The 20,598-nt window shown below is 33.1% G+C and carries 17 protein-coding genes and 2 pseudogenes; 15 read left to right on the forward strand and 4 right to left on the reverse strand.

From position 1 onward, the window contains the following. Positions 1-74: 74 nt before the first annotated feature. A complete protein-coding gene (gene msrA, locus KA828_RS12050; RefSeq protein ID WP_053030965.1) occupies positions 75-581 on the reverse strand; it encodes a peptide-methionine (S)-S-oxide reductase MsrA in 507 nt (168 codons plus the stop codon). Between the two features lie 146 nt (positions 582-727). Between msrA and KA828_RS12055 the strand changes: the two genes are divergently transcribed. Beyond that, on the forward strand, positions 728-1,705 hold the full coding sequence (locus tag KA828_RS12055; protein ID WP_210126291.1) for an LCP family protein: 978 nt from the start codon (positions 728-730) through the stop codon (positions 1,703-1,705). A gap of 87 nt (positions 1,706-1,792) precedes the next feature. On the opposite strand, the gene KA828_RS12060 is transcribed toward KA828_RS12055, so the two are convergent. Then, a complete protein-coding gene (locus KA828_RS12060; protein ID WP_053030962.1) occupies positions 1,793-1,981 on the reverse strand; it encodes a 2-hydroxymuconate tautomerase in 189 nt (62 codons plus the stop codon). 152 nt (positions 1,982-2,133) lie between these two features. Here KA828_RS12060 and KA828_RS12065 point away from each other — a divergent pair. Further along, positions 2,134-3,395 (forward strand): annotated as a pseudogene (locus KA828_RS12065) (Y-family DNA polymerase). A gap of 213 nt (positions 3,396-3,608) precedes the next feature. Here the strand turns inward: KA828_RS12065 and KA828_RS12070 are convergent. Next, a complete protein-coding gene (locus tag KA828_RS12070) occupies positions 3,609-4,700 on the reverse strand; it encodes a prephenate dehydrogenase (RefSeq protein ID WP_193839370.1) in 1,092 nt (363 codons plus the stop codon). 152 nt (positions 4,701-4,852) lie between these two features. On the opposite strand from KA828_RS12070, the gene KA828_RS12075 reads away from it, so the two are divergent. From KA828_RS12075 to KA828_RS12130, 12 genes and pseudogenes are all read left to right on the forward strand, one after another. Further along, positions 4,853-5,890: a M42 family metallopeptidase gene (locus tag KA828_RS12075; RefSeq protein ID WP_210126292.1), complete on the forward strand. Its 1,038-nt coding sequence runs from the start codon at positions 4,853-4,855 to the stop codon at positions 5,888-5,890. Positions 5,891-6,391: 501 nt separating this feature from the next. After that, on the forward strand, positions 6,392-7,801 hold the full coding sequence (locus KA828_RS12080) for an anthranilate synthase component I (protein ID WP_210126293.1): 1,410 nt from the start codon (positions 6,392-6,394) through the stop codon (positions 7,799-7,801). Further along, the gene (locus KA828_RS12085; protein ID WP_193839367.1) at positions 7,798-8,397 is read left to right on the forward strand and encodes an anthranilate synthase component II; all 600 of its coding nucleotides are present in this window, start codon (positions 7,798-7,800) and stop codon (positions 8,395-8,397) included. The genes KA828_RS12080 and KA828_RS12085 overlap by 4 nt, the downstream gene beginning before the upstream one ends. Then, positions 8,372-9,388: an anthranilate phosphoribosyltransferase gene (gene trpD, locus KA828_RS12090; RefSeq protein WP_210126294.1), complete on the forward strand. Its 1,017-nt coding sequence runs from the start codon at positions 8,372-8,374 to the stop codon at positions 9,386-9,388. Before KA828_RS12085 ends, trpD begins: the two co-directional genes overlap by 26 nt. Then, complete coding sequence (gene trpC, locus KA828_RS12095) at positions 9,372-10,154, forward strand: indole-3-glycerol phosphate synthase TrpC (protein WP_210126295.1); 783 nt, start codon at positions 9,372-9,374, stop codon at positions 10,152-10,154. The genes trpD and trpC overlap by 17 nt, the downstream gene beginning before the upstream one ends. Continuing rightward, positions 10,151-10,786 carry a phosphoribosylanthranilate isomerase gene (locus KA828_RS12100; protein ID WP_210126296.1) on the forward strand — a complete coding sequence of 212 codons (636 nt, stop codon included), beginning with the start codon at positions 10,151-10,153 and terminating at the stop codon, positions 10,784-10,786. The genes trpC and KA828_RS12100 overlap by 4 nt, the downstream gene beginning before the upstream one ends. Next, positions 10,779-11,990, forward strand: coding sequence for a tryptophan synthase subunit beta (gene trpB, locus KA828_RS12105; protein ID WP_210126297.1), 1,212 nt, complete (start codon positions 10,779-10,781; stop codon positions 11,988-11,990). Before KA828_RS12100 ends, trpB begins: the two co-directional genes overlap by 8 nt. Then, positions 11,983-12,714, forward strand: coding sequence for a tryptophan synthase subunit alpha (trpA, locus tag KA828_RS12110; protein ID WP_210126298.1), 732 nt, complete (start codon positions 11,983-11,985; stop codon positions 12,712-12,714). Before trpB ends, trpA begins: the two co-directional genes overlap by 8 nt. A 367-nt stretch (positions 12,715-13,081) precedes the next feature. Further along, on the forward strand, positions 13,082-14,344 hold the full coding sequence (locus tag KA828_RS12115) for an aminoacyltransferase (protein WP_053030941.1): 1,263 nt from the start codon (positions 13,082-13,084) through the stop codon (positions 14,342-14,344). Between the two features lie 17 nt (positions 14,345-14,361). Further along, entirely contained in the window at positions 14,362-15,621 is a 1,260-nt protein-coding gene (locus KA828_RS12120) for an aminoacyltransferase (RefSeq protein ID WP_053030939.1), read from the forward strand. Between the two features lie 853 nt (positions 15,622-16,474). Continuing rightward, positions 16,475-17,077: pseudogene (locus KA828_RS12125) on the forward strand (HAD family hydrolase). Positions 17,078-17,157: 80 nt separating this feature from the next. After that, a complete protein-coding gene (locus tag KA828_RS12130; protein WP_210126299.1) occupies positions 17,158-18,171 on the forward strand; it encodes a siderophore ABC transporter substrate-binding protein in 1,014 nt (337 codons plus the stop codon). Positions 18,172-18,230: 59 nt separating this feature from the next. Here KA828_RS12130 and KA828_RS12135 read toward each other — a convergent pair whose 3' ends face one another. Then, entirely contained in the window at positions 18,231-18,572 is a 342-nt protein-coding gene (locus tag KA828_RS12135; RefSeq protein WP_053030933.1) for a hypothetical protein, read from the reverse strand. Positions 18,573-18,738: 166 nt separating this feature from the next. Here KA828_RS12135 and pepF point away from each other — a divergent pair, with 166 nt between their 5' ends. Then, on the forward strand, positions 18,739-20,550 hold the full coding sequence (gene pepF, locus KA828_RS12140) for an oligoendopeptidase F (protein ID WP_210126300.1): 1,812 nt from the start codon (positions 18,739-18,741) through the stop codon (positions 20,548-20,550). Positions 20,551-20,598: the final 48 nt, after the last annotated feature.

The raw sequence follows: 20,598 nt of genomic DNA on the forward strand, positions 1-20,598 counted from the left end.
ATTTAAAAACAAGGCATCCTACAAGTGAAATGATAACAATCATTTATGAAGGATGCCTTTGATTATTTATGTGTTTAATTTGCGCTATAGTTAGCACGGTCTTGTTGTTCTTGAGCATAACGCTCAGGGTTCTTTTTATAAAAATCTTGATGATATTCTTCCGCTTTGTAAAATGTTGAAGCGGGTAAGATTTTAGTTGCTATTGCTTTTTCAGAATGAATGGTTTGCTCGAGTTGGTGGATGTATTGTTCAGCGAGTTTTTTTTGGTCCTCATTTGTGTAGAAGATTGCCGTTCTATATTGAGAACCTCTGTCTTGAAACTGGCCACCATCATCAATAGGATCAATTACCGAAAAGAATACTTCCAATAATTTATTATAAGAAAACAGTGCAACATCATATTCGATTTTTACAGTTTCATAATGTCCTGTGGTCCCACTTTTCACATCTTCATAAGTAGGGTTGTGAGTTGAACCACCCATGTAGCCAGATGTTACTGTTTCTATACCATCGAATTGATCGAAAGGTTTGGTCATACACCAGAAACACCCACCAGCAAAATATGCTGTATTAATATTCATTTATGCCATCCTTTCATTGGACCTTAGTACCATTTATTTAAAAATTACTTGATTTTTTAAAGTAACTTCTATAACTTAATTATATATAATTATAGTACATAGATATACAATTTTGAAGATTTTTACAAGACGTAAGGTAGGTAAATATGACAGAAGAGAAGGATAAGACAGTATACAGACGACAAGCAGAATCAGAGACACCTTCTAAACGACGAAATAAGAAAAAACTACGAAAATTACCTTTTATTATTTTGATTATAGTAATATTGCTTCTTGCAGCTATTATTTATATCGTCCATAGTTATCGTAGTGGTGTTAATTATGCTGAGAAACATGCCAAAGATATTAAAGTACATAAGTTTAACGGACCTGTTAAAAATGATGGTAAGATTTCTGTACTTGTATTAGGCGCTGACAAAGCAAATGGTGGTAAGTCAAGAACTGACTCCATCATGGTAGTTCAATATGATTTTATTCATAAAAAGATGAAAATGATGTCAGTAATGCGAGATATTTATGCAGAAATACCTGGATATCAAAATTACAAAATTAATGCAGCATATTCACTTGGTGGTCCAGAACTGCTAAGAAAAACATTAAATAAGAATTTAGGTATCAATCCGGAATATTATGCAGTCATTGATTTTACAGGCTTTGAAAAAATGATCGATGAATTAGAGCCAAATGGTGTTCCTATGGACGTAGAAAAAGATATGTCTGAAAACATTGGCGTATCTCTTAAAAAAGGTCATCATCGTTTGAATGGTAAAGAATTACTTGGATATGCAAGATTTAGACATGATGAGGAAGGAGACTTTGGGCGAGTTAGACGTCAACAACAAGTTATGCAAACGTTGAAAAAAGAGTTAGTTACGCCTAGATCTGTAGTTAAATTGCCTAAAGTAGCTGGTATTTTGAGAGGTTATATTAATACAAGTATGCCTAATTCAGCGATATTCCAAACAGGTATAAGTTTTGGTATTAGAGGAGATAAGAACGTAGAATCTCTTACAGTGCCGATTAATAATTCATACCAAAATATTAATACTAATAATGATGGCAGTGCATTAGACATTGATAAAGATAAAAACAAAAAGGCTATTCAAGAATTTTTAAATAATTAAATTACAGTAAAAAAGCACACTTAGCAAGTGTGCTTTTTTACTACGCAATTAAATACCATAATATTATTATGTAAACTTATCCACATTTTATTCAGCGTCTGATTTTCTAACGCCTGCAACGCCATAATGATTTTTTTGCATTTCTTCAATCACAACATGAATAGCTTCTCTATTAGCTCCAGTTGTTTTTTCAACTGCATTTGTTACTTCAGTAACTAAATTTTTTAATTGTTCATCAGAACGTCCTTCTAGTAATTTAACATTGATGATTGGCATTTTATTTCCTCCTTGAAATAGTAATTTCATCCATAGTATAGCATGTTTTAAGATACTACTCCAAAATAATTTTAAGAACACTCGTTCTTATTTTTATTGAAATAGAACAAGTGTTCGTATATAATAAGAATTGGATAAGGGAGGTATCTGGCATGTATGATTATAATTTGTTGGAGGATAGAGATATTCTGTGTATTGATCAAAAGAGTTTTTTTGCTAGTGTTTCATGCATCGACAAAGGGGTGGACCCACTAGAAACAAAATTGGCAGTAGTTGCAGACACTAAAAGACAAGGTTCAGTTGTTTTAGCAGCTACACCTAAACTAAAAGAAATTGGTATTAAAACAGGATCTAGGCTGTTTGAAATACCACATCGGAATGACATTTATATTATTAATCCTAGCATGAGAAAATATTTAGAAGTTTCAATTGAAATTTCTAAAATTGCACTTAAATATGTACCAGGAGAAGACTTGCATCAATATAGCATCGATGAATTTTTTTAGATGTAACTAATAGTTATCATCGATTTAACTCTACTGTTCAGTCATTTGCAGAGCGATTACAAAAAGAGATAGAAGATAAAACAGGGATATATTGCACAATAGGTATAGGCTCAAATATGTTATTAAGTAAGGTTGCAATGGATATCGAAGCGAAGCATACAGCCAATGGTATTACAGAATGGAGATATTATGATGTCCCCCAAAAGTTGTGGAAAATTTCGCCACTAAGGGAATTTTGGGGCATCAATAAAAAAACAGAAGCAAAACTTAACAAGAAAGGGATTGTAACGGTAGGCGATTTAGCACAGTATCCGTATAAATATCTCAAAAGAGATTTTGGTGTAATAGGGGTGGATATGCATTTACACGCAAACGGTATTGATCAAAGTAAATTGAGAGAGAAATATAATGTTACTAATCCTTCTATATGCAAAAGTCAAATTTTGATGAGAGATTACCGATTTGAAGAGTCGAAAGTAGTTATGCAAGAACTAATTGAAGATGTTGCTAGTAGAATAAGAGCACGTAAGCAATTGGCAAGAACCATTCACTTTTCATTTGGATATACGGAAGGCGGCGGCGTACATAAGCAATATACATTAACGGATGCGACAAACTTAGAGCGAGATATTTATAAGGTAGTAAATTATTATGCGAATCAATTATGTGATAAACACGCGCTGTATCGGACATTGAGTGTATCATTGACACAACTTATTAATGAAGAAGACCGTCAACTCAATTTGTTTATTGATGAATATGAAAGAAGACGAGATGAGAAATTAGCCAAAACTATTGATTATTTACAAAATAAATATGGAAAGGGCATTATATCTAAAGCGATATCTTATACTGATGCTGGAACAAAGCATGGACGATTAGGTTTAATGGCAGGGCATAAAATGTAAATAATGTCCTCCTAACAATGATGGTATCAAGATGAAAATTGGGCATGCCAATTTCAAACTTGCTTTGCTCGTGGTATATCTTTGTGAAGTTCTCTTTACTCAGGGCTCGATGCCTAATTGTGCAATGTTTGTATCATTTCTGCATTGGGATCCAACCATCGGTGTCTTGAGCTACTAATATTTTAGGAGCGTCATCAAGTTAGGAGAATATACTTATAAAATATATGTTTCAAAATCATGCAATGCCTGAATACCACGTTCGCGATCTTCAGGAGTTTTAAAGCTAATTTGCAAAGCACCTAAAATATCTTCACGAACTTCGAGGATTTTTAAGTTACTTATAGAAATATTATGTAAACTTAAGATAGAAGTAACTTTGCTAATCATACCCGATTTATCTGGAATATCTACATAAAGATCATACGCAATACTTAGTGCACCTTGTTGCTTAACTGGGAGCTGGTCTCTGAACTTTTTGGCACTTGAGAAGAAATCATGAATCTCATCAGTGTGATTTGAGCGAATATGCGTGGAAATTGAATTTATCTGTTGTTGTAACATATCCAATAGGTGAAGTATGTTCTCTTGATTACTAAATGTAATATCACGCCACATATCTGCATTGCTACTAGCAATACGTGTAACATCTCTAAAACCACCAGCAGCTAATTGAGTTATCAAAGCATGATGATTTGAGTTTGATTCGCTTAAATGAACTAAACTTGATGCAATAATATGAGGTATGTGACTGACGACACCAGTAACGTAATCATGTTCTTGAGCAGAGGTTGTTATAAATTTTGCAGATGTCGTTGATAATAATGATTGTAATTTTTGGGCTGTTTCAGCATTGCGTGCGTCGTTATAAACAAGGATGTAGTAAGCATTTTCAAATAAGTGTTTTTTAGCGTTAAGAACACCTGATTTATGACTTCCAGCCATTGGATGGCCACCAATAAGATGAATATCATTGCTTAACAGATATGCTTCGTAGCTTTGAATATTAGCTTTCGTACTGCCAGTATCAGTTACAATCAAATGAGGTTGTGTTTGATAATTAGGTAATTCTTTTAAATACACTTCAGTTTGTTGTACAGGCGTAGCATAAATGATAACGTCTGCTTTTTTAACACCTTCACTATAATCTTCAACTTTTTCGTCAATTATTCCAATCGACAAAGCTTTTTCTAGTTGATTTTTATCTGCATCAAAAGCAGATATTGTTAAGTTAGGCTGGTAATATTTTAAGTTGCTGGCTAAACTTCCACCAATCAAACCAAGACCTACAAATAAAATATGTTGCATATTGAATCACCTTATTTCGAAATTTTCAGAATATGTACATTGTAAGGTACAGACTATAGATAAACAATAGTAAAATAAATGAATTAATAGTGATAGTATTATAAATACGATAAAATGTTACCAATAAATAATTTAACTAGGGGGAGACAATGATGACTCAAAAGGTATTGAAAACAATAAAAGAACTCACAGAAATCAATAGTCCATCTGGTAATGCGACAGAAGCAATCAATTATGTTAAGAGTAGAGTTGAATTACTAGGTTATGATACTAAGATAACAAATAAAGGCGCTTTAATTATCGAAGTTCAAGGAGAAAACCAAGCGCAACAAAGATGTATAACTGCTCATGTAGATACATTGGGAGCAATGGTTAAAGACATTAAAGAGGATGGCCGATTGGCTATAAGCTTAATAGGTGGATTTACATACAATGCTATTGAGGGAGAATATTGTGAGATTCAAACTGAATCGGGACAAACATTTACTGGAACGATATGTATGCATGAAACAAGTGTGCACGTTTACAGAAATAACCATGAAATACCAAGAGATAGTGAACATATGGAAATCCGTATCGATGAAAAAACGACATCTGATCAAGAGACAAGAGATTTAGGAATTGAAGTGGGAGACTTTGTCAGTTTTGATTCTAGAACTGAGATTACCTCATCAGGATTTATCAAATCAAGACATTTAGATGATAAAGCGAGTGTGGCAATGATACTAGAATTGCTAGAGAAACTTAAGCAAGAAAAAACACAATTACCATATACAACTCAATTTTACATTTCCAATAACGAAGAAATTGGTTATGGTGCTAATGCTTCTATTTCGGATAAGATAGTAGAATTTATTGCACTTGATATGGGCGCATTAGGTGATGGCCAGTCATCAGATGAATACACCGTATCAATTTGTGCTAAAGATGGATCTGGTCCATATCATAAAGAATTAAAATCACATCTAATAAATTTATGTAAAATAAACAATATACCATATAAAGTGGATATTTATCCTTATTATAGTTCAGATGCGTCAGCAGCCTTAAAAGCTGGTGCTGATATTCGTCATGGTCTATTTGGTGCTGGTATCGAATCATCTCATGCACTAGAGAGAACGCATGTAGAATCTATTGAAGCAACGCAAAATCTTCTTTATGCATACTGTTTATCACCTATAAATTTATAATCGATTGTTGACAAACAAAATAGATTTTTGTATTATACTGAATTATAAGAAATATCACACAATTCTATGAATGAAGTAGATGATATGGTTTGTAGCAAATAGAAAGCCAATGGGTGATGCAAATTGGCACAACGTATTTATCGAATTGGGTCTGGAATTCTAAAGTTTAATAATTGATGAGTGAACAAATTATTGTTAATTAAGGTGGCACCACGGTAACGCGTCCTTATAAAGTAAGCGCGTATGCTGTGGTGTTTTTAATATTCAATTTAATAGCATAAATGAAGTAGTGGTAAGTATGGTAGTGACAGAAAGTTGATGGGTGATGTAAATCAACACCGCTTAATATGAAATTGGGTTTATGCTAGTAAAACAAATTAATATCAATGAGTGAATGTTCAATATTCCAAATAATCGGAATATTGCGTTAATTAAGGTGGTACCGCGCGTCAGCGTCCTTTAGATAAGGAGGCTGACTTTTTTAGTGAAAGGAATGAGAAAATGGATTTTTATTATGAAGTATTAAGAGCGCATATAACGCCCGAAGTTTTAGGGCAGTTAAACGAACGAAAAATTATACTAGAAAGTACGAGTCAACAACAAATGAAAGGTAGATACTCCATCGTAGCATTTGAGCCCTATGGCACTGTCAAATTAAATGATAATGCATTGATGATTGATACTTTAAAAGGAACTCAAACAATAACTTCCGAGCCATACAATTATTTGAAATCATTCATCAATCAGTTTGATTGTGACATTGATGATGAAATATTAAAGCAATTGCCATTTATTTCAGGTTTTATCGGAACGTGTAGTTTTGATTTAGTGCGACATGAATTTCCAATTTTACAACGCATCGCTATTGAAAGTAAGAAAACAACACACGACGCAACGCTCTATATGATAGAAGATGTGTTTGTATTTGATCATTATAAAGATGAGTTATACGTCATTGCGTCAAATCAATTTTCAAAAGTAAGTAAAACTGAATTAAAAACTAGGGTAGCTCGAAACGTTCAGTCATTATCACACATTCAAGTTTATCAAGAAGATATTAAAAAACGACCTAAGCGATCAAACATAAAAGCAAATATTTCTGACAAACAATTCATTCATATCATCCAAGAAATGAAACGACGGATTACTGAAGGAGATATGTTTCAAGTTGTACCTTCTAGAATATATAGTTATGAGCATCATTTCAAAGAAGATAAGAACCAATTAAGTTATCAGCTTTATCAAAACTTAAAACGGAAAAACCCTAGCCCATATATGTATTACATCAACATGGACCGAGAGATTATAGTTGGGAGTTCACCAGAAAGTTTTGTCGCAGTTCATAACGGTGAGGTGACAACGAATCCCATTGCTGGAACGATTCAACGTGGTACAACGCCAGAAAAGGATAAGCGTAATGCTAATCAATTAATCACAGATGAGAAAGAGCGAAGTGAACATAGTATGCTTGTAGATTTAGGTAGAAATGACATTCATAGAGTGAGTATCACCGGAACTTCTGAAATATCTAAACTTATGGTAATTGAAAAATATGAACATGTCATGCATATCGTCAGTGAAGTGAAAGGCAAAATTAAAAAGGAGTTATCTCCGATGACTATTATTGCAAGTCTTTTACCAACTGGAACCGTTTCTGGTGCGCCTAAACTAAGAGCGATTCAACGTATATATGAAGCATATCCATATAAGAGAGGCGTCTATAGTGGTGGCGTTGGTTATATCAACTGTAATCAAAATTTAGATTTTGCATTGGCAATACGGACCATGCTCATTGATGACAATACGGTTAATGTTGAGGCGGGCTGTGGGGTGGTATACGATTCTGTACCTGAAAAGGAGCTTGAAGAAACGCGACTTAAAGCCAAAAGTTTACTGGAGGTAACACCATGATACTAATTATAGATAATTATGATTCATTTACGTATAACTTAGTTGATATTGTTAGTCAAATTGATGATGTATGTATTAAATATCCAAATGATAAAGATGTATTGCATTATTTAGATCAAATTGATGGTGTGATTATTTCTCCAGGTCCTGGCCACCCATTAGATGGTGATGAATTGATGACAATTATTGATAACTATCATTCATTACCTATTCTAGGGGTATGTTTAGGCGCTCAAGCACTAACTTGCTATTACGGTGGCAAAGTTGTCCAAGGAGAAAAAGTGATGCACGGCAAAGTGGACACGCTTGAAATTCAAAATCAGTCGCCACTCTATTTGTCGATACCACATCAAATTAAAATTATGAGATATCACTCGCTTGTCAGTGACATAGCGTCTTTTCCAAAGAATTTAATCATTACTGGGCGGACGAAAGATGCAATACAATCCTTTGAAGATAAGGCGCATCTACATTTCGGAATTCAATATCATCCCGAATCATTCGCCACTGAGTTTGGCGCACAAATCATTAAGAATTTCATTCATATTGTAAAAGAAAGGGGGCATCTGAATGGCGCTAATAAAACATATAAATAAACATACTACTATAACCCAATCAGAGGCAACGCAATTGATAATGTATCTAACGGATCCGCAAGTTGATATTGAAGAAAAAGTCGATGTACTAACGCGTTTTACTAAAAAAGAAATTAAACAAGAAGAATTAACTTATATTGCCAATGGATTAATTCAAACTATGTATCCTAAACAACCCACATATGAAGGTAGTATTTGTGTGTGTGGAACAGGAGGGGATAAATCAAATAGTTTTAATATTTCAACGACGGTATCGTTTGTCGTCGCGAGCGCAGGTGTTCCGGTTATCAAACATGGAAATAGAAGCATCACATCGCATTCAGGAAGCACAGACTTATTAAAAGAATTAGACATAAGGACGACGAAAGTATTAGATGTACCATTACAAATTGAAAGGCAAGGATTGGCATTTATTAATGCGATGGAATCTTATCCCATTATGAAACATATTCAACCCGTTAGAAAAATGATTCCTATGCCGACTATTTTTAATATAATTGGGCCACTTATCAATCCATTTAAATTAACTTATCAAGTCATGGGCGTATACGACCAAAGTCGGTTGCACATGATAACGCAAACGCTTAGAGATTTAGGGCGTCGAAGAGCAATCGTAATACATGGAGCCAACGGTATGGATGAAGCTACATTATCTGGAGACAATGAAATTTATGAGCTAAATGAAAAAGGTAATATAACGCATTATTATATTAATGCTAAAGATTATGGATTAAAGGCTGCTGATAACACAGCATTACAAGGTGGTAGTCCAATTGAAAACAAACAAATTACGTTGGACATTTTAAGTGGTCGTGACACATCTTGTAGAAGAGATGTTGTTGTACTGAATGCAGCCCTTGCATTATATGTATCAGAAAAAGTAGCTACAATCGCTTCCGGAATAGATCTCGCACAACATTTAATTGATAGTGGTCGTGCGATGAAACAATTTTTACAAATTAGAGGTGATAGTTGTGACAATATTAAATGACATAGTGGCATATAAAAAGCGTTTATTAAACGATGGTTATTACCATCAGAAATTGCAAACATTAAAAGCGACAAAACATAGTCGTAAAGCACGTTTAACCGATGCATTAAGTAGAAACGAAAATTTAGTATTAATCGCCGAAATCAAATCGAAGAGTCCGTCCATTAAGGCATTTCAACAAAAAGATGTAGTTCAACAAATAAATGATTATGAAAGATGTGGCGCAGATGCCATTTCTATCCTTACTGATGAACAATATTTTGGTGGTAGTTTTGAAAGATTACAAGCTTTATCGGCAAAGACGCAATTGCCGGTGTTGTGCAAAGATTTTATCATTGATCCGCTTCAAATTGATGTTGCTAAACAAGCGGGTGCATCAATTATTTTACTCATTGTGAATATTCTTACTGATGAAAAGTTAAAACAACTTTATCATTATGCGACGTCTAAGGGATTAGAAGTGTTAGTTGAAGTACATGATGATAATGAGTTACAACGGGCATATGAGTTAGAACCGCAAATCATTGGTGTAAATAATCGAGATTTAAAATCCTTTAACACCGATGTTGAACATACGAATCATATACTTGAGTATAAAAAGGAAAACTATTTTTATATATCTGAAAGTGGTATTCATTCACAACAAGATGTCAAACAAATCATAAATAGTGGTATTGACGGCTTATTAGTGGGTGGTGCTTTAATGAATTGTAATCAGTTAGAACATTTTATACCATCACTTAAATTAAAAAAGGTGAAAGTATGATTTTAAAATTTTGTGGATTTAAAACAAAATCAGAAGTGTTAAAGTTGCCTACTCTGAATGTAAATATGGTGGGATTTGTACACTATCCTAAAAGCGAACGTCATTTAGAGATTGAACAAATTAATGCGTTAGCCCAGTTTGTCCCAGACGGTATAGATAAAGTGGTTGTAGTCGTTAATCCCACCTTTCAGCTTATAAAGCATATTTTAAAACAAACGCATATCAATGCGATTCAACTCCATGGGGAAGAAACGATAGCATTTATCAAGCGAATTAGGCTAAATTTTAAGAATATTAAGATAATTAAAGCATTACCAGCCAGCCAGAATATCATAGATGAAATTGAACGATATCGTCCTTATGTAGACTTATTTATTATAGATACGCCATCTAAGCATTATGGTGGGACTGGTCATTCATTTGATTGGACGATTTTAAAACGCGTTAAGCAATCCGTTCCATTTTTAATCGCTGGAGGTATTGATGCTAACAAAATAAAACAAATTGAGACATTAAATCTAAATCACGTAGGTTATGACATCTCAAGCGGAATCGAAACAAATGGCATGAAAGACAAAAATAAAATGTTAGCTGTAATACAGCAATTGAAGGGAGTACAAGAGAATGTTTAATATACAAACCGAAGCAGATGAACTAGGATTTTTCGGAGAATATGGTGGTCAATATGTTCCGGAAACACTAATGCCGGCAATTATTGAATTGAAACAAGCATATAAGAAAGCAAAGAATGATCGATCATTTCAAGACGAATTATCGTACTATTTAAAAGATTATGTAGGTAGAGAAACACCGTTAACGTATGCGAAATCTTACACCCAAGCACTGGGTGGCGCTCAAATATATTTAAAACGGGAAGATTTAAATCATACAGGTGCGCATAAAATAAATAATGCATTAGGTCAAGCATTATTGGCAAAGCGAATGGGCAAAAATAAATTGGTTGCCGAGACAGGAGCTGGTCAGCACGGAGTAGCAAGTGCCACAGTTGCTGCATTGTTTGATATGGAGTTAATCGTATTTATGGGTAGAGAAGATATTAAACGTCAACAGCTCAATGTATTTCGAATGGAATTATTAGGTGCCAAAGTTGAAGCCGTTGATGATGGTCAAGGAACACTCTCGGATGCGGTTAATAAGGCGTTACAATATTGGGTGAGTCATGTTGAGGATACACACTATTTACTCGGTTCAGCATTAGGACCTGATCCGTTTCCCACAATGGTTAGAGATTTTCAAAGTGTAATTGGCCATGAAATAAAAGACCAAATACTTCAAAAAACAGGACGATTACCTGATGCTGTGGTGGCTTGTATAGGTGGCGGTTCTAATGCTATAGGCACGTTTTATCCATTTATTCAAGATAACGTTAAGTTGTATGGTGTCGAAGCTGCTGGACAAGGAGTTGATACAGATAAACACGCGCTCGCAATTGGAAAAGGGCGACCAGGTGTACTTCATGGTTCAAAAATGTACTTAATTCAAGATGACCACGGACAAGTAGAATTAGCACACTCTATATCGGCTGGTTTAGATTATCCAGGTATTGGACCAGAACATTCATATTATCACGACATTGGACGTGTTAAATACGAACATGCTAGTGATACCGAAGCTATGGAGGCACTTATCCGCTTCAGTAAAATGGAAGGTATTATACCAGCCATTGAAAGTGCACATGCACTGAGTTATGTAGAAAAATTAGCACCAAAAATGAGTGAAGATGAGATTTTAGTAGTGACGATTTCAGGTCGCGGTGATAAAGACATGGAGACAATTCGACATTATATGAAGACAAGAGGTGACTCACATGACTAAGCTTTTTATTCCATACATTATGGGAAACAAATCATTTATTAAGAATGTGAAAATCTTAGATGAAAATGGTGCTGATATCGTTGAAATTGGTGTGCCGTTCTCAGATCCAGTTGCGGATGGCCCTATCATTATGGAAGCAGGTAACCAGGCGATCAAAGAAGGGGTAACAATAGATTATATTTTTAATGAACTATCTAATCATAAAGATGAAATCAATTGTAAATATGTACTAATGACGTATTACAACATTATTGTTTCTTATGGCGAAAAGGCTTTCTTTAAACAATGTGCAAATGTGGGTGTTTATGGTGTGATTATTCCTGATTTGCCATACGAATTAACTCAAAAATTGAAAGCTAAAATAGCTAAGGTGAATGTTAAGCTCATATCACTTGTAGCAATGACTGCAGATGATGAACGTATTAATAAAATTGTTAAACAGGCAGAAGGATTTATCTATACGGTAACAATGAATGCTACAACGGGTGAAAATGGAACATTTCATCCGCAATTAAAAGATAAATTAAAACTGCTTAAAGCACATACAGATATACCAGTTGTTGCAGGGTTTGGAATCAGAACAATAGAACATGTCAAAGATATTGCTGGTGTAGCAGACGGTGTAGTTATTGGTAGTGAAATCGTTAAACGTTTGAGTCATGATGATAATGTAGATACGATCCACTTTTTGAAACAAGTAAGAGAGACGCTAGATATGCTTTAGATAAAAAGCGTCCCTTGGTGGTGATAATACAAATTTCAATCATTATTGTACAATAGCTACACCTAATTATTGTGGCAAAACAAACTGGGAGCGGACGACGAATTTTAAAAGAATTCTGTTCCGCTTCCAGTTTTTATTTACTACTTTAATTAGATGACATCGTTTAGATAGGATCACAACATTTATTTTATAAAATATTTCAATCTCATAAATGGTTTGTATTTTAGTTTTGTTAATTTCTATTGTATACTTAATGAAACTGGATATATAAATTTTTGGTTGAAGATAAAGATATTATTCAAAATTATAATTTAAATTTTGAACTAAAAAAATAGATAAAGATTCTTTGAAGTAGGAGCAATAAATAATGAAGTTTACAAATTTAACAGCTGCAGAATTTGGCAATTATACGGATAAAATGCCATATAGTCATTTCACCCAAATGACTGAAAACTATGAGATGAAAGTTGCAAATAAAACAGAAACTCACTTAGTTGGTATCAAAAATAAAGATAATGAGGTCATTGCAGCTTGCATGTTAACAGCAGTACCAGTCATGAAATTTTTTAAGTACTTTTATAGTAACCGTGGACCAGTAATTGATTATGATAATAAAGAGCTTGTCCACTTTTTCTTTAATGAGTTAACAAAGTATTTAAAACAACATCATTGTCTCTTTGTTCGTGTTGATCCTTATTTACCATATCAATACTTAAATCATGACGGTGACATAACAGGTAATGCTGGCAATGATTGGTTCTTCGATAAGATGAAGCATCTAGGATTTGAACATGAAGGATTTACTAAAGGCTTTGACCCGATTAAACAAATTCGTTACCATTCTGTTCTAGATTTAAAAAACAAAACAGCTAAAGATGTATTAAACGGTATGGATAGTCTTCGTAAACGTAATACAAAAAAAGTTCAAAAAAATGGTGTGAAAGTTAAGTTCTTATCAGAAGAAGAACTTCCAATCTTCCGTTCATTTATGGAAGATACTACCGAAACAAAAGAGTTCCAAGATAGAGACGATAGTTTCTATTATAATCGATATAGACATTTTAAGGATCGCGTCCTCGTTCCATTAGCTTATATTAAATTTGATGAGTATTTAGAAGAACTTCAGAATGAACGTGAAACGTTAAATAAAGATGTAAATAAAGCGATTAAAGATATTGAAAAACGTCCAGATAATAAAAAGGCGCTAAATAAAAAGGAAAACCTCGAAAAACAACTTGATGCCAATCAACAAAAAATAGATGAGGCAAAAACATTACAAGCTGAACACGGTAATGAACTGCCAATATCTGCTGGTTTCTTCTTTATTAATCCATTTGAAGTTGTATATTATGCTGGAGGAACTTCTAATAAGTATAGACATTTTGCGGGAAGTTATGCTGTTCAATGGACAATGATTAATTATGCGATTGATCACGGCATTGATAGATACAATTTTTATGGCATCAGTGGTGACTTCAGTGAAGATGCTGAAGATGTTGGTGTTATTAAATTTAAAAAAGGCTTCAATGCAGATGTAATTGAGTATGTTGGGGACTTTATGAAACCGATTAACAAACCTATGTATTCAGTATATAAGACACTCAAAAAGATGAAAAATAGATTTAATTAAGAGGGGAATAGACGAATATGAAATTTACAGAGTTAACAGTTAAAGAATTCGAAAACTTTGTACAAAACCCATCATTAGAAAGCCATTACTTCCAAATGAAAGAAAATATTCAAACACGTGAAAATGATGGCTTTGAAGTAGTGTTACTTGGTGTTAAAGACGAAGGCAATAAAGTGCTTGCAGCTAGCCTTTTCTCAAAAATACCAACTATGGGAAGTTATGTATATTACTCAAATCGCGGTCCAGTTATGGATTACTCAGATCTAGGTTTAGTTGATTTCTATTTACGTGAATTAGAAAAATATTTACATCAACATCAATGCCTATACGTTAAAATTGATCCATATTGGATTTATCAAATTTATGATAAAGATATTAATCCACTTGAAGATAGAGAGAAAAATGATGCGGTAGTCAACTTATTTAAATCTCATGGTTATGAGCACCATGGATTTACTACTAAATATGACACATCGAGTCAAGCGCGTTGGATGGGAGTTAACTACCTAAAAGGAGAAACACCTGCATCATTGAGAAAGCAATTTGATAGCCAACGAAAAAGAAATATCAATAAAGCGATAAACTACGGGGTAAAAGTAAGATTTCTAAGTAGAGATGAATTTCATATATTCCTAGATTTATATCGTGAAACAGAAGCGCGAACAGGTTTCGTATCTAAGACGGATGAATACTTCTATAACTTCTTTGATACTTATGGAGATAAAGTGCTTGTTCCACTTGCATACATTGATTTAGATGAATACATAAAATCATTGCAAGACGCGTTAACTGACAAAGAGAGCCGTCGTGATCAAATGATGGCAAAAGAAAATAAAAATGATAAACAACTTAGAAAAATTGCTGAATTAGATAAGCAAATTGAACACGATAAAAAAGAACTCTTAAATGCAAGCGAATTACGTCAAACAGATGGCCAAATCTTGAATTTAGCATCAGGTATTTTCTTCGCAAATGCATATGAAGTGAATTACTTCTCTGGAGGCTCATCTGAAAAATATAATAATTATATGGGACCATATATGATGCATTGGCATATGATGAACTATTGTTTCGAACATGGTTATGATCGCTATAATTTCTACGGTTTATCAGGCGATTTCACAGAGAATAGTGAAGATTATGGTGTTTATCGCTTTAAACGAGGATTTAATGTATATATCGAAGAGTTAATTGGGGATTTCTATAAACCTATTAATAAGTTTAAATATTGGTTGTTTAACACACTTAATACAATTCGCAAGAAAATAAAAAAATAAATTAATGTTAATAAAGGCTGCGACATTCAACATGTCACAGCCTTTATTTATCGTAACGAGTGATAGAGACAAGTTACAATACAGTGTAGGTAAATTCTAAGTTGATTTTCATGTTGCCCCTACAATTTAATATTACCACAGGTTTGGTTTTTAGCAATAATATTACAAAATAAATTTATTTTAGTAAATTTAAAATGCGTGAAAAGTAATTCCTTATAGAAATTAATTTAGTTTATCTTTTATGGGTATGTTTATCATTTACGATTTAATGCGAAACAATTACGATTTAAAGCAAAATATTATAAATGAAGATATATGTATATCATTCTTGTAAGTGAGAAAGAAATATTTAGGCACCTTGGAAGCATTTTAAATAGATCTATGTAAATACAGTAATTTAAGAAAAACCTAAATTATGTCGGCGAGTCTCTATCATCGATTAAAACGATATACGTTCACATTTAGTTGAATGTATTTACTTAGTCATTGGTATAGTAAAAATTATTTACTTAATTATTTAACGTTTAGGTAGCTGCTAAATACTGCAAGTTCTTGATCAATGATACGTAGTGATAAAATAACATGTTCAGAAATCATCCTGACAGCGCACGAATAAGTGTTATAACTAAAGGTATATGTCGATGTCTGTATTTTAGTTTACATAATATATATTATAGGAAGTTATATGTGTTATCTTAGGGGACCTATTCTATTAATGATTTTGTGTAATTCAACATGACAATCTATGTACATTCATTTAGTATTATTCCTTATACTTTTCAAATAGCTTACTATATATTCAGTTATATATGCTAAACTCTAGATATATTACGATATATTAAGGGAGATTAATATGAATCTTGTATTTAGATATAGATGGAACGATTTGTTTTGATGGTCGCCAAATTGATAATGAAATTGTTGAACGCCTTCTTAGTTTACATAATATAGGATGTACCGTTATTTTTGCTTCGGCAAGACCGATACGTGATTTAATACCTGTTTTACCTAAGCAATTTCATTTATTTCCACTTATTGGCGGTAATGGTTCTATCGTTTCTATTAATGGTCATATACGACCATTGGCAACCATTCAGCCTAAATCTTTTAAGGTAATCAAAGATGTTATTAACCACTATGCTTTAGATTATATTGTAGATGATCAATGGGATTATGCTGCGCGTGTTGATGAGTCCCATACTATTTTTCGTCGTCTAAATATATTAATAAATTTACGGCTATTGAATCTATCCTTGGTAGTCAGCCAACCTATATTGCATTTGGTAATGATCACAATGATATTGAGATGCTACAACACGCTAAGATTGGCTATTTTGTGAATAATAATCAAATAGATGTTACTATTTTTAAAAACGAAAATAAAATTCAGTGTATTGATGCTAATACAGATGCCCTATGTCTTGTTTTAGATCAATTACTGGAAGATTTAGTTTAAAAATAAGTGAGTATATGCATTGAATTATATTGAAAATGATTATCAATTTCGATTATAATTGTTTCATAGGAGGCTTAATTATGAAAAATTCATTTAAATATATTGCTATACTCTTTTCAATCATCATATTACTTGCTGCGTGTGGCAAGGATTCGAATTCAAAAACATCCTCTTCCAAGGATACGATTACCGTTGACAATACATATGAATTCAAGGATAAAAATAATACCCATACTAAAGGTGAAATGAAAACCGAGAAAGTTAAGATTCCAGTAAATCCAGACCGAGTTGCTGTGTTGGATTATGGTGCGCTAGATATTATGAAACAGATGGGATTAGAAGACAAAATTGTAGCTATTGCAAAAGGTAAAGGTGCAGCATTCTTGCCTACTTCCCTTTCTGAATTTAAAAATGACAAATATACTAACTTAGGTAATCCTGGACAACCTAATTATGATAATTTGGCAAAGGCTAAACCCGAAGTCATTTTCGCTTCATTTAGACAAGCTCATACTAAAACTTTAGATGAAATGAAAAAAGCTGCACCTAACGCTAAAATATTATTTGTGAGTCCTGACAACGATCATTATATTGAATCAATTAAAGATAACACAACGTTGTTTGGTAAAATTTTCAAAAAACAAGATGTAGCTAAAGATTTAAATGAAAAGCTTAGTAAGAAAGTAGCTGAGACGAAAAAAGTGATCAATAACGATACGGTACTATTTCTAAACGTAGATGATAAAGGTGTTAAAGCATTTGGTCCTACAGGACGTTTCGGTGGATTCTTAAATAAAGATTTAGGTATAATGCATGCTGACAAGTCAATGAAAGCAAACTCAGCTGGTAATACAGTTACTTATGAGTATTTAAATAAAGTAAATCCAGATAAATTGTTTGTAATAGATCGTACACAAAAAGGTAACGACAAAACCTTACCTTCTGCTTTAAATAATGATGTCATTAAAAATATGAAGGCAATCAAGCATAACCAAGTTTACCAATTTGAATCTAATGCGTGGTATTTTTCAGAAGGTGGTATTCAAACAACGATTGAACAATTAGATAAAATTGAAAAGGCATTTAAAAAATAATAGAGCACACCCCCTAAATATAATAAAAAAACGTTTGAAANNTTTCAAACGTTTTTTTATTATCTATTGCGACGACGGAATGTTTCGTCATCATCTTCGTATTTACGTATTTCCTTTTCTAATTGTTTCTTTTTACGTTCACGACGCCAATTTCTAGTGAAATACCATAATAAAAAGCTAATAATTAAACTGATAATGGCTAAAAACGCAGCGTATCCAAGTAATGGTTGGAATGAAATGTCATAAAAATTAGGTATGAAAAATGCTAAAACAGCTAACGCGACAAATGTAATTACTGCGGATACAAACCATTTTTTTAGTACTAAAGCACTAAAGACAGTCAAAATAATCATTGCAACTATAGTAATCCATAAATAGTTTGGCATATCAAAAATAGTCATGTGTATCTCCTATCCTAAAAAAAGTTCTTTTAAATACTATACAATAATACGTAATTAAATCATACATCTTTGCTTACGAGTTTAACTCGGCCTTAAGGCTTAATAATGAGTTTGAAAATAATATTGTGTATAATAGTTGTGAAAAATAATTGAGGGAGTGAAATATATGACGTCAGGTTTACCATTTAGAAAAGATGTCTCAGAATCAGAAAAATGGAATTTAAATGATTTATTTGAAAGTGACGCACATTTTTATGAAACGTTAGATAATGTCCTTAACCAATCAAAATCATTTAACCAACAATACAAAGGTAAAATTACTGATGCTACAATGATTAGAAAAGTGTTGACTGAATTTGAAAATATCCTTATTCAGCTTGATCGTCTAGGCAATTATGCAGAATTACGACTAAGTGTCGATACAGCAAACACAGAAGCACAAACATTAAGTGCTAAATTATCAACAAATTATGGAAAAATTTCAAGTCAGTTATCCTTTGTAGAATCAGAAATAGTATTACTACCTGAGGATGTGATTAAACAAGCAATAGCTGAATCTGATGTGCCACACTACTTAGAAAAATTAATTGAAAGCAAACCATATCAATTATCTCCAGAAGTTGAGCAAGTATTGGCTAGCTTGTCACCTACTTTCCAAAGTGCCTATGAATTATATGGCACTACGAAAATGTTAGACATTGCCTTTGAATCATTTGAACATAATAATGTGACATACCCTATGGATTACGCTACATTTGAAAATGAATATGAAGATAATGCTGATCCTGAATTTAGACGTAAAAGTTTCAAAAGCTTTAGTAACACATTAAAGAAATATCAACATACAACTGCTGCGACATATAACCAACATGTGCAACAAGAAAAAATAGAAGCAGATTTAAGAGGTTATGATTCTGTCATTGACTACTTATTACATGATCAAGAAGTTACACGAGAAATGTATGACAGACAGATTGACGTAATTATGAGTGATTTAGCGCCAGTAATGCAGAAATACGCTAAACTATTACAACGTATTCATAAGCTAGACAAAATGCGCTTTGAAGATTTAAAAGTATCTGTTGATCCAAGTTATGAGCCTGAAATATCAATAGAAGATTCTAAACAATATATTCATGGTGCACTAAAGGTACTTGGTGATGACTATATTCAAATGGTGGAACATGCTTATAATCAACGCTGGATTGATTTTGCACAGAATAAAGGGAAAGATACAGGTGCTTATTGTGCTAGTCCATATGCTACACATTCATATGTATTTATTTCTTGGACAGGTAAAATGACTGAAACATTTGTCTTAGCACACGAATTAGGTCATGCAGGACATTTCACTTTAGCACAGCAACATCAACACTTGTTAGATTCTGAAGCATCAATGTATTTCGTTGAAGCACCATCTACTATGAATGAAATGTTAATGGCTAATTATTTATTCAGTAATAGTGAAGACCCTAAATTTAAACGTTGGGTCATTGGTTCAATATTATCACGTACGTATTATCATAATATGGTTACTCACTTATTAGAAGCTGCATATCAACGTGAAGTATACCGCAAAGTGGATAATGGTGAATCACTAACAGCGCCAGTACTCAACCATATCATGCAAGATGTTTATGAACAATTCTTTGGTGACGCTGTTGAGTTAACAGATGGTTCGGAATTAACTTGGATGCGCCAACCCCACTACTATATGGGATTGTACTCATACACATACTCTGCAGGGTTAACCATTGGTACAGTTGTTTCGCAAAAAATTAAGCAAGAAGGTCAACCGGCAGTAGATGCATGGTTAAAAACATTACAAGCAGGTGGAAGCCAATCACCTATTGCTTTAGCAAAAATTGCAGGTGTTGATATTACAACAGATGCCCCACTTAAAGCAACAATCAAATACATTTCTGACTTAGTAAACGAAGCGGAACAATTAACAGATGAAATTGAACAACAAGGTTAAGTCATTACGTTTGTTGATTAATTTAAAGGTTCTACGCAAACATCGGTT

Source organism: Staphylococcus sp. GDY8P85P (genome assembly GCF_017892405.1).
GTDB lineage: Bacteria > Bacillota > Bacilli > Staphylococcales > Staphylococcaceae > Staphylococcus > Staphylococcus borealis.

Excerpts from the sequence above, each read along its gene's own strand:
- KA828_RS12080 (WP_210126293.1), top strand. The coding sequence starts at position 6,392 with ATGGATTTTTATTATGAAGTATTAAGAGCGCATATAACGCCCGAAGTT.
- KA828_RS12060 (WP_053030962.1), bottom strand. The coding sequence starts at position 1,981 with ATGCCAATCATCAATGTTAAATTACTAGAAGGACGTTCTGATGAACAA.
- trpB (WP_210126297.1), top strand. The coding sequence starts at position 10,779 with ATGTTTAATATACAAACCGAAGCAGATGAACTAGGATTTTTCGGAGAA.
- KA828_RS12130 (WP_210126299.1), top strand. The coding sequence starts at position 17,158 with ATGAAAAATTCATTTAAATATATTGCTATACTCTTTTCAATCATCATA.
- KA828_RS12075 (WP_210126292.1), top strand. The coding sequence starts at position 4,853 with ATGACTCAAAAGGTATTGAAAACAATAAAAGAACTCACAGAAATCAAT.
- trpD (WP_210126294.1), top strand. The coding sequence starts at position 8,372 with ATGGCGCTAATAAAACATATAAATAAACATACTACTATAACCCAATCA.
- pepF (WP_210126300.1), top strand. The coding sequence starts at position 18,739 with ATGACGTCAGGTTTACCATTTAGAAAAGATGTCTCAGAATCAGAAAAA.
- KA828_RS12070 (WP_193839370.1), bottom strand. The coding sequence starts at position 4,700 with ATGCAACATATTTTATTTGTAGGTCTTGGTTTGATTGGTGGAAGTTTA.
- trpA (WP_210126298.1), top strand. The coding sequence starts at position 11,983 with ATGACTAAGCTTTTTATTCCATACATTATGGGAAACAAATCATTTATT.
- KA828_RS12135 (WP_053030933.1), bottom strand. The coding sequence starts at position 18,572 with ATGACTATTTTTGATATGCCAAACTATTTATGGATTACTATAGTTGCA.
- KA828_RS12115 (WP_053030941.1), top strand. The coding sequence starts at position 13,082 with ATGAAGTTTACAAATTTAACAGCTGCAGAATTTGGCAATTATACGGAT.
- KA828_RS12120 (WP_053030939.1), top strand. The coding sequence starts at position 14,362 with ATGAAATTTACAGAGTTAACAGTTAAAGAATTCGAAAACTTTGTACAA.
- KA828_RS12100 (WP_210126296.1), top strand. The coding sequence starts at position 10,151 with ATGATTTTAAAATTTTGTGGATTTAAAACAAAATCAGAAGTGTTAAAG.
- KA828_RS12055 (WP_210126291.1), top strand. The coding sequence starts at position 728 with ATGACAGAAGAGAAGGATAAGACAGTATACAGACGACAAGCAGAATCA.
- msrA (WP_053030965.1), bottom strand. The coding sequence starts at position 581 with ATGAATATTAATACAGCATATTTTGCTGGTGGGTGTTTCTGGTGTATG.
- KA828_RS12085 (WP_193839367.1), top strand. The coding sequence starts at position 7,798 with ATGATACTAATTATAGATAATTATGATTCATTTACGTATAACTTAGTT.